The sequence below is a fragment of the Streptomyces sp. NPDC041205 genome, assembly GCF_055591765.1.
In genome coordinates this window covers 403,291-417,642 of sequence record NZ_JBVIZH010000004.1, presented here as the reverse complement: position 1 = coordinate 417,642, position 14,352 = coordinate 403,291, and the positions used below count along the sequence as shown (strand labels likewise).

Here is a 14,352-nt window from a genome sequence, read left to right as displayed (position 1 = left end):
CCGTGCTCCCTGTCGCAGATCTTGGCCTGCTGCCCGAAAGCGCCGCCGAGGACCACGGCGAGACCCCCCTGTGCGCGGACACGCCCTGGACCTCGGCGTGCCGCACCTCGAACACGGTGAGCGACTTCGCGGTCGTGGTCGCGGACTACGCCGACCGGTTGTGGGCGGCCGGAGTGCGGCCCGGCGCGGTCGTCGCGCTGGTCAAGGCCAATCATCTGGACATCCAGGCCATCCAGTGCGCCATCGTCCGCATCGGCGCGCTGCCCGCGCTCCTGTCGGCGACGATGGAGCCGGCCGATCTCCTGCACTGCCTCAAGGAACTCCAGCAGCCTCACCTCCTGACCGACACCGGCGGCGCCACGGCCCTGCGCCCCTGGCAGGACCACCTCGGCGAGATCGTCACCGGCGTCCTCACGCTCACCCCCCAAGCAGCGCTGACAGGGGCGGTCGAACTCGGTGAGTCGGCACCCCACCAGGTCACCCACCGTCCCGGCACGGACCCGACCCTCATCACGCATTCGTCCGGCACCACCGGGAAACCCAAGCTCCTCGTGCACACGGTGGACTCCCTGTACGCCCACGTGGCTCCCCAGATCAACGTCGTGCAGTCGCTCGACTACGCCGGGATCAGCGCGAAGTGCCTGTCCTTCGTGCATGTGCGGATGTCGACCGGGATCCTCACGGCGCTCAACACGGGAGTGCCGTTCCTCGGCATCTCCTCCCCCGACCTCGCCTCGGTGCGCGCGGCACTCCTGCGCTACCGGCCGCAGACGCTGGAAGCGCAGCCCAACATGTTCCTGCACTGGGAAGCGCTGGCACGCGAGACACCGAACCCGTTCAGCACGGCCGAGCGCTTCATCAGCAGTTTCGACGCCCTGCACCCACGGACCCTGCGCACGCTCCTCGAAGCGACGGACCATCCCGACCCGACCTTCATCCAGGCGTACGGACAGACCGAGACCGGCCCGGTCACGATCCTCATGACCACGCGGTCCGACATCCGGGAGCCGGGACGGCTCGACTCCCGTGACGTGGGCGTGGCGTTCCCCGGCATGGAGATCCGCGTCGTGGACGACAGCGGAGCGGTGCTCCCGGCCGGCACACCCGGACGGATCGAGGTGCGCACCCCCGCCCGGGCCGAATCGATGATCGGCCACCCGCCGCTGCCCGACCGTGACAGCTGGTGGCCCATGGCCGACATCGGCGTGCTCCGCCCGGACGGGCACCTGGAGCTCCACGACCGGCAGGTGGACCAGGTCCCCGGCGTGCCCAGCACCCTGCGTGCCGAGGACATCCTGCTCGACGAACTCCCGGACATCGCCGAGGTCGTGATCGTCGGCAGGGACGGGACGGTCACGGCGGTGGCGGCCACGGTCGACGGCAAACCGGTCGACGAGGGCCGCTGGCAGCACGCCCGCGACAAGGCGGGGCTGCCCGAGGACACCAGGGTCGACTACCGGCCGTGGGAGGAGTTTCCGCTCACCGGCACGATGAAGGTCCGCCGCCATCGGCTGCTCTCGCCCGGAACCCTCGGATGAGTGGCTCCGCCACGTCGGCGGCATCGGTCTCCCACCGGTTCCTGCCCGCGGAGCGAAGAGCGGCGACGCTCGTGCTCGGCGCCGCCTTCATGCTGCTCGCCGACACCTCCATCGTGAACGTCGCCATGCCGAGCCTGCAGCGCGACCTCGGGGCGAGCGTGCCGGAGGTGCAGCTGGTGGTCGCGGGCTACGTGGTCGCGTACGCCGTGATGCTCATCACCGGCGGCCGCCTCGGCGACCTGTACGGCAGACGGCGCATGTTCATGATCGGTGCCGTGTCCTTCACCCTGGCGAGCCTCGCCTGCGGCCTTGCGCAGGGGCCGGGCCAGCTCATCGCCGCCCGGGTCTGGCAGGGCCTCTCCGCGTCCGTGCTGTTCCCGCAGATCATCGCGACCCTGCACATCTCGATCGCCGCGGCACGGCGAGGGCGGGCGTTCGCGCTCCTCGGCGCGGTGGTGAGCTGCGCCACGATCGCGGGCCCGATCATCGCCGGGCTGCTCATCGCCGCGGATGTCGCCGGATGGGGGTGGCGCCCGATCTTTCTCATCAACATTCCCGTCGGCATCGTCCTGATCACGCTGGCGCCCCGGATGGTGCCGGCGCACAAAGGGCTGCGTCTGCGGCTCGACTACGCGGGCTCGCTCACCGTCGTCCTGCTGCTGATCGCGCTGTTGGTGCCGCTCACGATCGGCCGTGATCAGGACTGGCCGCTGTGGGGGTGGCTGCTGCTCCTGTGCGCGCCGGTGCTGCTCGCCGTCTTTCTCCGGCTCGAGTCGGCGCTGGAGCGGCAGGGGAAGGTTCCGCTGCTCCGGCCGGGGCTGTGGAGCGATCCGGCTTTCCGACTGGCCCTGGCCCTTTATCTGGTGTACTTCTCCGCGGTCGTGCCGTTCTTCCTCTATTTCTCCATCACGCTTCAGTACGGCCTCGGTTACGGGGCGCTCGCGACGGCCGCGGCGATGGCGCCGTACGCGGTGGGCAGCACGATCACTTCCTTGTGGTCGGCGCGCGTCGTGGCCCGACTCACGGCGCCCCGTACCCTTCTCGTCGGCTGCGCCCTCTGCGCCGCCGGCAGCGCTTTGATGATCGCCACCATCGGCTGGAACAGCTCGGGGCGGCATCTCGGGTGGGCGATGGCGCCGACGATGGTGGTCACCGGCCTGGGTCTCGGCCTCGTACTCGGGCCGTTGCTGAACTTCGTGATGGCCCGGGTTCGCCATGACGATTCCGGGGCGGTCTCCGGGACGCTTTCCACCGCGCAGCAGCTCGGTTCTGCTCTGGGCGTGGCCGTGATCGGGCTGGCGTTCTTCCGGGGGTTCCACGGAGATCTGACGGACCTCGACTATCCGCGGCTGCGGACCGACATGATGCTCGGGCTTGTCGTCGTGGTGACGGCTTTCGCCCTCGCGTCCGCGCTCGTGTGGCTCATGGCGCGCGAAAGCCGCACCGACCGTGACAGTCCGGCTTCATGACAGGAAAGGTGGGAGTGTACGTGGACGGATCCTCGCCGCCGGGTGCCCTGACGATGCGGCAGAAGATGCTCGATGTCATCGCCGCGGGCACCACCCCGGTGCCGCCCTATGTCGCGCGCCTGTGCCTGCGGGTCGTCGCGATGGAATGGCGGTCGGGGTTCGTCGCGGTCACCTTCCACATTCCCGATGAGCTGTGTGTGGAGCCGGATGTGGCCTTCGGTGGCCATGTCGCCGGAATTCACGATCAGGCCGCCGGGTTCGCCCTGTTCAGCGTCCTGGAGGACGACATGGTGTTCGCCACGACCCAGTTGAACGTGACGTACCTGACGATGACCCGCCCCGGAGACGTGCGCGCCGAAGCCAGGCTCGACTCGATGGACGAGCGCTCCGCCACGGTCCGTGTCTCGCTCCTGCAAGGCGGAAAGGTGACAAGCGAGTCGGTGGTCACCGAAGCGATCAGGAAAGCCAAGAGATGACCCGGGTGTGCGTGTACACACGTGACCGAATGGTCGCCCATGCGCTCCGATGACGAATCGGCGGAGGAGACGAGAATGCCGTGTTGACCGACCGGGATGTGCGGGAGTTGGTGGCGGGCGTCCTGGAACTCGACGTCGACGACATCGGGATCGACAAGTCGTTCTATGTGGACCTCGAAATGGATTCGCTCCACAAGGCGGAATTCGTCGTGGCCCTCGAACGGGCCACTGGAGCGGAGTTCGACCCGGCGGACGCCGCGGAGATGGACAGTGTCGGGGACGTGATGCGGCTGCTCCAGGACCGGCATCAGGTGCCATGAATCCCGCCACCGGCATCGCGAACCCGGTCGAGCTGCTGCTCGACCATCCCGGCGGTCGGCGCTGCGCCGTGGACCGCCGGGTCGGTGCGGTCAGTTACGCCGACCTGCGGGACGCGGTGACGGACCACGCCGGGAGCCTCCGGGCGGCCGGCGTGCGGCCCGGCTGCCGCGCGGTCGTCGTGTCCGACGACAGCGTCGCGGCGGTCACCGCCGTCCTCGGCCTGTGGTGGCACGGGTGCGTGCCCATCGTGCTGCACCCGATGCTGCGGCCCGCGGAGGTCGCCTTCATCGTGCGGGACAGCGAGGCGGAGTTCGCCGAGCTGTACGTCGCCCCGGCACAGGAGGCGGCGCTGCGGGCCGAGTTGGGCGAGGTCGACGCGGAGCGCCGGACGGCCGGGCGCGCCGGGCTGCGCATCGGCCCCGGTCCCGGAAACGCGGGCCAGGCCCCGCCTCCTTGCGCCCGCTTCCGCGACACCGATGAGCTGCTGGTCCAGTACACCTCCGGCAGCACCGGCAGGCCCCGGGGCGTACGGCACTGTCTGCGGGCGGTGCACGCGGTCCTGCGCGGTGTCGGCAGCACGCTGGCACTCACCCCGGACGACGTCGTCCTGTCCACCGCGAAGCTGTCGTTCGGGTACGGGTTCGGCAACTCGCTGCTCCACCCCTGTGCGGCGGGCGCGAGTGCGGTGCTGCTCGAGGGGCCGGCGGATCCCTACACCGTGGCGGCGGCCCTGGACACATACCGGCCGACCGTGCTGTTCTCCGTACCCCGCCTCTACGCGGGCCTGCTCAAACTCGCGGAGCAGGGCAAGGCGGTCGAGACCGGCTCGCTGCGGCTGGCCGTGGCCACCGGCGAGCAGTTGCCGGGTGAACTGGCCACCCGTATCACCGAGGCGTTCGACGTGCCGCTGCTCAACGGCTTCGGCGCGACCGAGGTCCTGCACACGGTCGTGGCGGCCGCCGTGGGCCAGGGCGAGGCCGCCGGTCCGGGATCGATCGGCTTCCCGGTCCCGGGGGTGACGGCCGCCATCCGCGATGACGACGGCCGACCGGTCCGCGACGGGATCCCCGGCCGCCTGCACCTCACCACGGAGTCGGCCGCGCTCGGCTACCTCAACCGGCCCGACGACACCGTCCGCGCGTTCGCCGACGGCGGCGTCTACACGGGCGACATCGCCTTCCGCGCGACCGGCGGCGACCTCTGCCACGTCGGCCGCGCCGACGACATGCTCCTGCTCGGCGGCTACAAGATCGCGCCGGCCGAGATCGAGCACGTGGTCCGGACGGTCGCCGAGGTCGCCGACTGCGCGGTCGTGGGCAGCACGGACACCACCGGGCTCGAACAGGCCACGGTGTACGTCGTGGCGCGGGACCCGGCCCGCCCGGACGAGGCCCGCACGGCGGTACGGGTGGCGCTGCGCGCCGACTTGGCACCGTACAAGAGGCCGTCCCGGGTGGAGATCATCGACCGCCTCCCCGTCACCGCGAACGGCAAGCTGGCCCGCTTCCGGCTGCGCCACCGGCCCGGCGGCTCCGTCGGCACTCCGGAGGGCGGCCCATGAGCTGGGAGATCAGCGGCATGAGCGCGATCTGTGCGCTCGGCGACACCGTCGCCGCAATCCATGACGCCCTGTGCTCCGGGCAGTCCGGCCCGGCACCCTTCTCGACGTTCGACCCGTCCAAGTACCGCGCGGGCTCGGCCTACGAAGTGCTGGACCGGGCGCGCCCCGGTGTGGACGAACCGCTCCGGGCGACCCGCTGGCTCGTCCGTGTCGTCCGGGAGGCCCTGGCCGACGCGGGCCTGCCGGAACCTGAGCCCAGCCTTCCGGTCCTGGTCGGAACCACGCACCGGGAGATGCGGACCGCCGAACTCTGGTGGGGCCACGAGGGCTCCCTCTCCCCCACGGACCTGCACTTCACCTCGGCTCTGCGGGCCGCCTTCGGCCTGTACCACGTACAGACGATCGCCAGCGCATGCGCGGCGTCGCTGTACGGACTGGGGATGGCCACGGACCTGATCGCCCTCGGCGAAGCGGACACCGTGGTGGTGGCGGGCACCGACTCCATCACCGAGAGCTCCTTCGGCGGGTTCGACCGGATCCAGTTCCCGCCGCCGGACACGATCCGCGCGTTCGACCGGTCCCGGCGCGGCATGATCATGGGTGAGGGCGCGGTGGCGGTGGTCCTCCGGCGCGCCGGTACGAGCCCCGGCCTCGTCCACGGCCTGGTCCGGGGTGTGAGCATGAACTGTGACGCGTCCCATCCGACGGCGCCGGACGCCGCGGGGATCGTCCGCGCGATCGAGGAGGCGCACGAGCGCGCGTCGGCCGCCCCTGAGGACATCGGCCTGGTGATCGTGCACGGGAGCGGCACGGCGCAGAGCGACCTGGCCGAGGCGGTCGCGCTCAAGGACGTGTTCAAGGCCGCCGATCCCGGCCCGCTGGTCACCGCGATCAAAGGCGGCATGGGCCACATCTCCGGCGGCGCCGGGCTCCTGAACCTCGTCGTGGCCCTTGAGTCGATCCGTTCCCGGGTCGTGCCCCCGATCAGCGATCTCACCGACCCGATCGAGGAGGCGCGAGAGCTGCGGTTGGTGTCCGGTCGGCCAGCGACGGGGCCGCTCGGCGCCGCGCAGGTGCACGCCGTCGGCATGGGCGGCATCAACGCCGTGGCGATCGTGGAAGGGGCATCGCGGTGAGTACTCGGGCGCTCGTGCGGACCGCTGTCACCGGTGTGGGCTGGGCGGTGGCGGGACCCGGTTTCGACCCGGTGACCGCGCTGGCCGGGCGGGGCATGCGGCACAAGGACCGGGCGTCGCGGTTCGCGGTGCGGGCGGCACGGCGGGCGATCGAGGACGCCGGGCTGCTCGGCGCGCCCGAGCTCGGCGGTGCGGCGGTCGTCGTCTCCAGCAACTTCGGGAACCTGGACCCGGTGTGCGACACCGTCGCGACGCTCGCCGCCGGCGCCAGTACGGACATCAGCCCGATGCGCGTACCGCAGCTGTCGAGCGCCGTGTCGGCGGCCTGGATCGCGCTCGATCACGGCATCCGCGGCCCGAATCTGACGTTGTGCAACGGTGCTTCGAGCGGGCTCGACGCCGTGGCCGCGGCACGGAACCTGATCGCGGCGGGCCGGGCCACGGCGGCCCTGGTGATCGGCGTGGAGCCGGACAGCCCGGCGGTGGCCAGACTGCACCAGGAGACCGGCGGCAGCAGGTGGCTCGACGGAGCCGTGGGCCTGGTGATCGAGCCCGTGCGGCACGCCGTGCGCCGCGGTGCGCGGATCCGCGCGGAGATCGCCGGATACGGCAGGGCGGGCGACGAGCGGTCCGCCGTGCGGGCGGCGGGCGCAACGGCGGTCCGGCGGTGCCTGGACGGTGAGCCGACCGCGCGGTTCGGGCGGTGCTCGGGGGCCCTGGGCGTGGTGCAGTGCGCGCTGGCCGTGGAGCGACTGGACGGTGAGGCGGTGCTCGCCGTCGCGGGCGCCGGGAGCGGGGAGGGCGACGGGACTTCGGTCTCGGCGCTGGTCCTCACGCCCGCTCGAGGGAGGGACACATGAACACGTGCGCAAGGGACCGACGTGTCGTCATCACCGGCCTGGGCGCGATCTCCTGCCTGGGCACCGGTGTCGCCGCGCACTGGGACGGCTTGCTCGCGGGTGGCGGGGAGCCCGCTGAGGTGCCGCTGCCGCACCTCAACATGCGTACGACGAAGATGTATCTGGTCGACCGGGCGCAAGTGCCCGCCAAACCGGCCGTCTACGCCGGGGTGGAGCTGGGGAGCGGCCCGCGCCTCGCGGTCGCCGCGGCCGAGCAGGCGCTCGCCGACGCCGGTGTGGAGTACGGGGCACGCGCCGCCGTTCCCGTGGTGCTCGGGGTGGAGCTGGGCAACGCGGACATGCAGGAGATCCAGCGCAGCGCGGGCCGGACGGCGTGGACGACGCTGACCCCGGCTGCCGCTGTCGTGGGGGCGGAGATCGGCTCCCGGGCGGCGCCGACCAGTGTGGGGAACGCCTGCTCGGCCAGTGGCTACGCGCTCACGATCGCCTTGGACATGATCCGCGCGGGTGAGGCGACCACGGTCCTCGTCGGTGGCGCCGAGGGGGTCACACGGGCGGGGATCGGCGCTTTCAACCGGCTGGGGGCCGCGGATCCGGTGCGCTGCCGGCCCTTCGACCGGAACCGGGCGGGCACGATGTTCGGCGACGGCTCGGCCATGATCGTGCTGGAGGCTGCCGAGCACGCCCGGCGGCGCGGCGCCGAGCCGTACGCCGAGTTGGCCGGCGCGGCCTGGAGTTGTGACGCCTACCATCCGACGGCCCCCGATCCGTCGGGGGACCAGGTCGTCCGCGCGATGACCGAGGCGCTGGCCGACGCGGGCCTGAGCAGCTCCGAGGTGGGCTGTGTCATTCCCCATGGGACGGGGACGCCGCTCAACGACGTGGTGGAGAGCCAGGCGCTGCACCGGGTGTTCGGCGGGCGGACGCGTGCGCTGCCGCTCTTCTCGCTCAAGGCGATGATCGGTCACACGACCGGTGCGGCGGGCGCGTTCGCCTGCCTCACGGCGACGCTCATGCTGCGCCACCGGACGAGCCCGGCGAACACCCCGATCGACCAGGACCCGGAGTGTGACGTCTGGGTTCCGCAGGAGCGTCCGGTGCCGTTGGCGGCGCCCGCGGTCCTGGTCAACACGTACGCGTTCGGCGGCAACAACGCGTCTCTCGTCGTCAGGGACGTGGCCGGGGAGAACGCGGAGGAGGCGTGGTGAGCACCGGTGAGCTGGCCGTCGTGGGCCTGGGGATGGTGGCGCCGGGCGTCTGTGGGGCCGAGGGAGCGCTGGCTCCGGCCGAGGAGGCGGTTCCCGGCTGGTTCCGGGCCGAGGTCGCGCTGCCCGGGCGGGGCTACCGGCGGCTGCCCGACGCGTGCAAGTACCTCCTCGCCGCGTCGAGGCTGGCGGTCGGCGACGCCGGGGACCGGTTCGCGCGGACCGAGCGGAACCTCCGGGCGGCGGTGGTGGCCGTCAACAACACCGGCGCCGCGCTGCTGGAGGAGCTGGACCACATCATCGTGCGGGAGGGCGCCGACGAGATGTCGCCGTCCAGCAGCCCCTTCATCGCCATGAGTTCGTTCGCGAGCAGGCTGTCGATGGAGCATGACATCACCGGCTTCAACCTCACCGTCAACTCCCCCGTCACCGCTGGTCTCGAGGCGCTGCGGATAGCGGCCCGCGCCATCGCCGCGGGCCGGGCCCGGGCGGTCCTGGTGGGCGCCGTCGAGGAGGCGCTGTCTCCCGCCCAGTCGACCGGCCCGCGCTCGGAGGCGGGCGCCGCGGTGCTGCAGTGCGAGCCCGTCGCGGGGACGCACGCGCGCTATGGCACGTGCTGGGCGCGCGGCGCGTTCCTGGTTCCCGGCTCGGCGGAGAGCGAGGTCGACGCTGTCTTCGGGCCGTTGGTGGGCGACGATCCGCCGGGCCGGATCGACGCCGTCCTTGACGACTCGGCGGTGGGGACGGCCGCTGCCCGGTGGCTGGACCGTCTGAGCGGCGCGTGCGACGTCGTCGTCGTGCCGTCCCCGGCGCAGGCCGGCTGCCTCGTCCCGTTGCGGCGCGTCCTCGGCCTGTTCGCGCAGGAGCACACGGCCCCCACCCGGCGCGCGGTCCTGGCGGCGTCCGCCCAGGGCACTCTCGCGTGGGCCGAGATGACCGTCGCGCCCCATCGCGCCGGGGAACCGGGCGTGCGCACCGAACCGAGGGCCCGCACCTGACCGTCTCGGCTCCGACCAGCAGGGAGAAAACCGATGTTCGTTCCCCTCAAGGGATCCTGGGCCTTGATATTCGGCGTCTCCAGCGGCATGGGCAAGCAGACCGCGCGGGCCCTGGCCGACGCGGGCTGCAACATCATCGGGGTGCACTTCGACCTGGCCGAGGGGCAGCAGCGAGCGCAGGAGTACGCCGAGTCGCTGGGTGAACTCGGCGTGGAGGCACACTTCTTCAATCGCAACGTCGCGGCGAGACAGGCCCGCGCGGAGCTCGTCCCCGTCATCCGTGACCTGACGTCCGGCGCCGGGACCCGGGTCGTCCTGCACTCGGTCGCCTACGGGACGCTGACGTCCCTCCTCCCGGCGCGGGGCGGCCAGGAGGAAGAGTCCCCGGAGGTCACGCCCAAGCAGCTCTCGATGACCGTCGAGGTCATGGGGCACAGTCTCGTGTACTGGATCCAGGACCTGGTGAGGGCGGCGTTGCTGCCGCGCGGGGCGAAGGTCTTCGCCATGACCAGCGCGGGCGGCACCCGGGTCCTTCCCGGGTACGCGCCCGTGTCGGCGGCGAAGGCGACGCTGGAGGCCCATGTCCGCGACCTGGCGGTGGAACTCGCGCCCCACGGCGTGGCGGTGAACGCGATCCGGGCGGGCACCACGATCACCCCGGCGCTGCGGAAGATCCCGGGCAGCGAGAAGCTGATCGCCCACTGCCGGGAGATCAACCCCGGCGGCCGCCTGACGCGTCCCGAGGACGTGGCCGAGGCGATCGTCACCCTGTCCTCGTCCGACTCGTCGTGGCTCACCGGAAACGTCATCGGAGTCGACGGCGGCGAAGCCCTCGTCGTCTGAACCGCGATCGAGTCGCCCGAACCGCGACCGAATCGAAAGGAGAGCCGCACCATGGCGGACCACCGGACAGCCGGAGTCGACCTCGAGGACCTGCGCGCGCTGATCGCCGAAGAGCTCGAACTCCCCGTCGAAGAAGTGACCGACGAGGCCCATCTGAAGAACGACCTCGACGTGGACTCCCTGACCGCGATGGAGGTCGCCGTCCAGATCGAGAAGAAGTACCGCGTCAAGATCGACGAGGAGGAGATACCGTCCCTCACGTCGCTGACGGCCATTCACCGGCTCGTCACCACCAAGGTCGAGGCGACCTGATGGCCGACGGGGAAAGGCCGGTCGCGGTCGTCACCGGCGGCTCGCGCGGCATCGGACGGGCCGTCGTGCTCCGCCTCGCGGCCGACGGCTTCGACGTGGCGTTCTGTTACCTGTCCAGCCAGAAGAAGGCGGACGAGGTCGCGGCCGAGGCCCGCCTCACGGGGGCGCGGGTGCTCGCCCGCAGGACCGATGTCTCACTCGCGGGCCAGGCCGAGGACCTCGTGTCCGAGGCAGAGGCCGAACTCGGCCCCCTGGCGGCGGTGGTGGCCAACGCCGGTGTCGTACGTGACCGGCAGCTGGCCCGGATGGGCCACGACGAGTGGGACACGGTGGTCCGCACGAATCTCGACGGCACGTTCCACATCTGCCGTGCCGCGGCGCGCTCACTGATGCGCCACGGCAGCGGCACCCTCGTCACGATCTCCTCGGTGGCGGGTATCTACGGCAACGTCGGCCAGTCGAACTACGCGGCGTCGAAGGCCGGGATCATCGGGTTCACCAGGTCGATCGCGAAGGAACTCGGCCGGTTCGGGGTGCGGGCCAACTGCGTGGCACCCGGCATGATCACGACGGACATGACCGACGACCTCAGCGAGGCGAAACGCAAGGAACAGCTCGACAGGATCCCGCTGCGCCGTCCGGGCACCCCCGACGAGGTCGCCGATCTGGTGTCCTTCCTGGTGTCCCGCCGTGCCGCCTACATCACGGGGCAGGTCCTCGGAATCGATGGTGGCTTCTCGCTCTGACGCCTCACCGCCGAAAAGCTGATTCCTCGGCGCGGACGGGGCCGACGCCTCACCGTCGGGGTGCGGCCCTGCCCGCCGCCTCGGCTACTGGAACAGCTCGAAGGTGACGTGCGGGGACAGCGCGCGCAGGAAGGCGTCCGCATCGAAGAGCTCACCCGCCGACGCGACGCCGGTCGTCCTGGTCCTCCCGGTCAGGGCGCGCTCGACCGCCTCCACGGCGAGGGGCGCGCTGACGGCGTAGATGTCCTGGCCCCGTGCCACAGCGCGGCGTTCCTCGGCGCCGGAGCGCACGACGACGTCGAGGAGGAAGGTCTGCGCGGAGCGCCCGCTGTCGTCGACCGGGGCGGGCGCCGGTGTGTCCGGGGCCGCGAGGTCCCGGACGGCCTCGACCGTCATGTAGCCGCGCACCTCGGGCACGGGCAGATGGCTGGAAATGGTGACGGCGTCGGCCATCGTGAAGTCCCCGATGACGGCCCGGGTGCCCATCGGGTCGGGGAAGTCCCACTTCAGGGTGGGTGCTTCGTCGTCGCGGTACTCCAGGCGCCCGTTCGTGTAGAGGACGCGGCGGCTGTCGCGGCGCTCCCGGGAGACCGCGCCCGCGGTGCGCGTCCCGGCGGTGGGGTGCCAGTTGCTCAGGCCGTACGCGATGTGCACCTCGTCGGCCGTCGTCCAGTCGCCGAGCGCCGCGGTGGCCAGCAGGTCGCCGAGGCCGCCGTAGAAGGCCATGGCGGGCACGATCACCGCTCCCTCGGCGCGGGCCCGGTCCGCGTACCGCGCGAACGTGTCGACGTTGGCCTCGATCTCGGCCGCGACGTCCACGTACGGGATGCCCGCGCGCAGCGCCGCCTCGATGAGCGGGGCGGCCGTCGTGGCGAAGGGCCCTGCGCAGTTGATCACGGCGGCCGTGCCCGCGAGCGCGCGGTCGAGGGAGTCCGCGTCGTCGACCGTCGCCGGGCGGGTCTCCAGCCCCTCGTGCGCCGTGGCCAGGTCGCGCAGCTTGTCCGCGTCGCGGCCGGACAGGACCGGCACGAACCCGCGGTCCCTCAACCGCGCGACCACGAACCGCCCGGTGTGCCCGTACGCGCCGAACACCAGCACTCGCTGTCCCGTACCCATGACCTCGACCTCTCCCCGTTTCCTGTGTGCTCTGAGTTGTCTGCGTTCTCTGTGTTCCTTGAGTGACTCACTACGTTCTCCGTGTGATCCACTACGACCATCCTGGCGGTCGCGGGCAGCCACGACGAGTGTCTGGAACGACGCGACCCGTACAATTTCCGACATGGGAAGTGTCGCGCTGGCCGTCACCGACGGCATGATGCCGTTCGAACTGTCCGTGGCGTACGAGGTGTTCGGCTCTGCTCCGCCGAGCATGCCGGGGCCGTGGTACGACCTCGCTGTCTGCGGTTCGGGCGCGGTGCGGGTCGGCCGGTTCACGCTGGAGCCCGACGAGGGCCTCGACCGGATCCCGCGCGCCGACACCGTGATCGTCCCCGCCTGGGCGGATGTCGACGTCGCTCCGCCCGCCGACCTGATCGACACGGTGCGCGCGGCCCATGAGGCGGGCGCGCGCGTGGCGTCCCTGTGCACGGGCGCGTTCGTGCTGGCCGCCGCAGGGCTCCTGGACCACAAGCGCGCGACGACGCACTGGGCGCACACCGATGTCCTCGCCGAGCGCTACCCGGAGGTGGAGGTCGACGCGGACGTCCTGTACGTGGACAACGGGAGCGTGCTCACCTCGGCGGGCAAGGCCGCAGCCCTTGATCTGTGCCTGCACCTGGTCCGCCTCGACCACGGTTCGTCGACGGCCAACGCCGTCGCCCGCCGCCTGGTCGTGCCGCCCCACCGGGACGGCGGCCAGGCCCAGTTCGTCGCCACGCCGGTGCCCGCACAGTCCCAGCATCCGCTCGCCGCCCTCTTCGCCTGGGCGATGGAGCGGCTCGACCAGCCACTGACCGTGGAGGACCTGGCGCGGCAGGCGCGGATGAGCTCGCGCCAGCTGACCCGGCAGTTCCGGGCGGCGACCGGCACGACTCCGCTGCAGTGGCTGCTCACGCAACGGATCCACCGCGCCCAGGAGTTGCTGGAGACGACCGGCGACAGCGTCGACGCCGTCGCCGAGGCCACCGGCATGGGCACGGCCACGACGCTGCGCCGCCACTTCAACCGGACGGTCGGCGTGCCGCCGGACACGTACCGCCGTACGTTCCGCGCGCGGTCCGACTCCGACCCGGGCGCGTGACGTTCAGGGCTGCCGCCCGACGAAGCAGAGGAACGCGGTCTGTGCGTCGGCGCCCGGCGGCACGGGCACCTTCGGGCCGAACGCCCAGGGCTGGCGCAGCGCCTCGTCCATGGGCTTGAGGTGCGCGTGGACGTGCGCGACCGCTTCGGCGTCGAGGCGTTCGTCGCCGCCGGTGGCGCGGGCCAGGTCCCAGGTGTGGATGAGGACGTCCTCCGGCAGGGACTCCACGATGTCGGCGAACGGCATCAGTCCGGCGAAGGTGGGCATCTGCGCGCGCAGACAGTCGGGGTCGTCGATCGCGGCCGTGAGTCCGGCGCCGATCTCCTTCCAGGCGGCGTGCGGATCGGCGTCCGCGTCGAGTGCGGGCAGGGCGCCCATCTCGGCGACGGCGACTCCGTACAACGGCTGGGGCCCGACTCCGCGCACGGTGGCGAGGATGCGCCGCGCCTCGTTGATCACGTGGGCGGCGATGTCGCGGGCGCTCCACGCGGGGCAGGGGCTCGGGGAGTCCCACCTGTCGGCCGGTACGGCGGCGATGCGGTCGGCGAATCCGTCGGCGGTGCGGCGGAATCGGTCGGCCGGTGCGGACAGAGGCATGGCTGTCTCCTTGAGTGTGCGTTGGGGGGGCGGCGCGGACCGCGGTGGATC

15 protein-coding genes are annotated in these 14,352 nt (G+C 72.0%); 13 read left to right on the top strand and 2 right to left on the bottom strand.

The window, feature by feature from the left end; all coding sequences use genetic code 11:
- Positions 1–2 precede the first annotated feature (2 nt).
- The 12 genes from ACZ6BG_RS21645 (at position 3) to fabG (ending at position 11,465) form a co-directional block, all read left to right on the top strand.
- A complete protein-coding gene (locus ACZ6BG_RS21645) occupies positions 3–1,538 on the top strand; it encodes a class I adenylate-forming enzyme family protein (RefSeq protein WP_469003745.1) in 1,536 nt (511 codons plus the stop codon).
- Positions 1,539–1,609: 71 nt separating this feature from the next.
- The gene (locus tag ACZ6BG_RS21640) at positions 1,610–3,007 is read left to right on the top strand and encodes an MFS transporter (RefSeq protein WP_469003743.1); all 1,398 of its coding nucleotides are present in this window, start codon (positions 1,610–1,612) and stop codon (positions 3,005–3,007) included.
- 53 nt (positions 3,008–3,060) lie between these two features.
- Positions 3,061–3,483: a PaaI family thioesterase gene (locus tag ACZ6BG_RS21635; RefSeq protein WP_469003741.1), complete on the top strand. Its 423-nt coding sequence runs from the start codon at positions 3,061–3,063 to the stop codon at positions 3,481–3,483.
- Positions 3,484–3,566: 83 nt separating this feature from the next.
- The gene (locus ACZ6BG_RS21630; RefSeq protein WP_469003739.1) at positions 3,567–3,803 is read left to right on the top strand and encodes an acyl carrier protein; all 237 of its coding nucleotides are present in this window, start codon (positions 3,567–3,569) and stop codon (positions 3,801–3,803) included.
- On the top strand, positions 3,800–5,365 hold the full coding sequence (locus tag ACZ6BG_RS21625; RefSeq protein ID WP_469003736.1) for a class I adenylate-forming enzyme family protein: 1,566 nt from the start codon (positions 3,800–3,802) through the stop codon (positions 5,363–5,365). Before ACZ6BG_RS21630 ends, ACZ6BG_RS21625 begins: the two co-directional genes overlap by 4 nt.
- Complete coding sequence (locus ACZ6BG_RS21620) at positions 5,362–6,501, top strand: beta-ketoacyl synthase N-terminal-like domain-containing protein (protein WP_469003733.1); 1,140 nt, start codon at positions 5,362–5,364, stop codon at positions 6,499–6,501. The genes ACZ6BG_RS21625 and ACZ6BG_RS21620 overlap by 4 nt, the downstream gene beginning before the upstream one ends.
- Entirely contained in the window at positions 6,498–7,361 is an 864-nt protein-coding gene (locus tag ACZ6BG_RS21615) for a beta-ketoacyl synthase N-terminal-like domain-containing protein (RefSeq protein ID WP_469003730.1), read from the top strand. The genes ACZ6BG_RS21620 and ACZ6BG_RS21615 overlap by 4 nt, the downstream gene beginning before the upstream one ends.
- Positions 7,358–8,569 carry a beta-ketoacyl-[acyl-carrier-protein] synthase family protein gene (locus tag ACZ6BG_RS21610; protein ID WP_469003728.1) on the top strand — a complete coding sequence of 404 codons (1,212 nt, stop codon included), beginning with the start codon at positions 7,358–7,360 and terminating at the stop codon, positions 8,567–8,569. The genes ACZ6BG_RS21615 and ACZ6BG_RS21610 overlap by 4 nt, the downstream gene beginning before the upstream one ends.
- Complete coding sequence (locus ACZ6BG_RS21605) at positions 8,566–9,564, top strand: beta-ketoacyl synthase N-terminal-like domain-containing protein (protein ID WP_469003726.1); 999 nt, start codon at positions 8,566–8,568, stop codon at positions 9,562–9,564. The genes ACZ6BG_RS21610 and ACZ6BG_RS21605 overlap by 4 nt, the downstream gene beginning before the upstream one ends.
- 33 nt (positions 9,565–9,597) lie before the next feature.
- Positions 9,598–10,407 (top strand): SDR family oxidoreductase, encoded by an 810-nt coding sequence (locus tag ACZ6BG_RS21600; protein WP_469003723.1) that lies wholly within the window; start codon positions 9,598–9,600, stop codon positions 10,405–10,407.
- A gap of 51 nt (positions 10,408–10,458) precedes the next feature.
- Positions 10,459–10,719 (top strand): acyl carrier protein, encoded by a 261-nt coding sequence (locus ACZ6BG_RS21595; protein ID WP_469003721.1) that lies wholly within the window; start codon positions 10,459–10,461, stop codon positions 10,717–10,719.
- The gene (gene fabG, locus ACZ6BG_RS21590) at positions 10,719–11,465 is read left to right on the top strand and encodes a 3-oxoacyl-ACP reductase FabG (protein ID WP_469003718.1); all 747 of its coding nucleotides are present in this window, start codon (positions 10,719–10,721) and stop codon (positions 11,463–11,465) included. The genes ACZ6BG_RS21595 and fabG overlap by 1 nt, the downstream gene beginning before the upstream one ends.
- Positions 11,466–11,549: 84 nt before the next feature.
- On the opposite strand, the gene ACZ6BG_RS21585 is transcribed toward fabG, so the two are convergent.
- Positions 11,550–12,581, bottom strand: a complete 1,032-nt coding sequence (locus ACZ6BG_RS21585) for a saccharopine dehydrogenase family protein (RefSeq protein ID WP_469003716.1) — start codon at positions 12,579–12,581, stop codon at positions 11,550–11,552.
- 163 nt (positions 12,582–12,744) lie between these two features.
- Between ACZ6BG_RS21585 and ACZ6BG_RS21580 the strand changes: the two genes are divergently transcribed.
- A complete protein-coding gene (locus ACZ6BG_RS21580) occupies positions 12,745–13,704 on the top strand; it encodes a helix-turn-helix domain-containing protein (protein ID WP_469003712.1) in 960 nt (319 codons plus the stop codon).
- Between the two features lie 3 nt (positions 13,705–13,707).
- Here the strand turns inward: ACZ6BG_RS21580 and ACZ6BG_RS21575 are convergent, their stop codons facing one another.
- Positions 13,708–14,301 carry a TIGR03086 family metal-binding protein gene (locus ACZ6BG_RS21575; RefSeq protein WP_469003710.1) on the bottom strand — a complete coding sequence of 198 codons (594 nt, stop codon included), beginning with the start codon at positions 14,299–14,301 and terminating at the stop codon, positions 13,708–13,710.
- Positions 14,302–14,352: the final 51 nt, after the last annotated feature.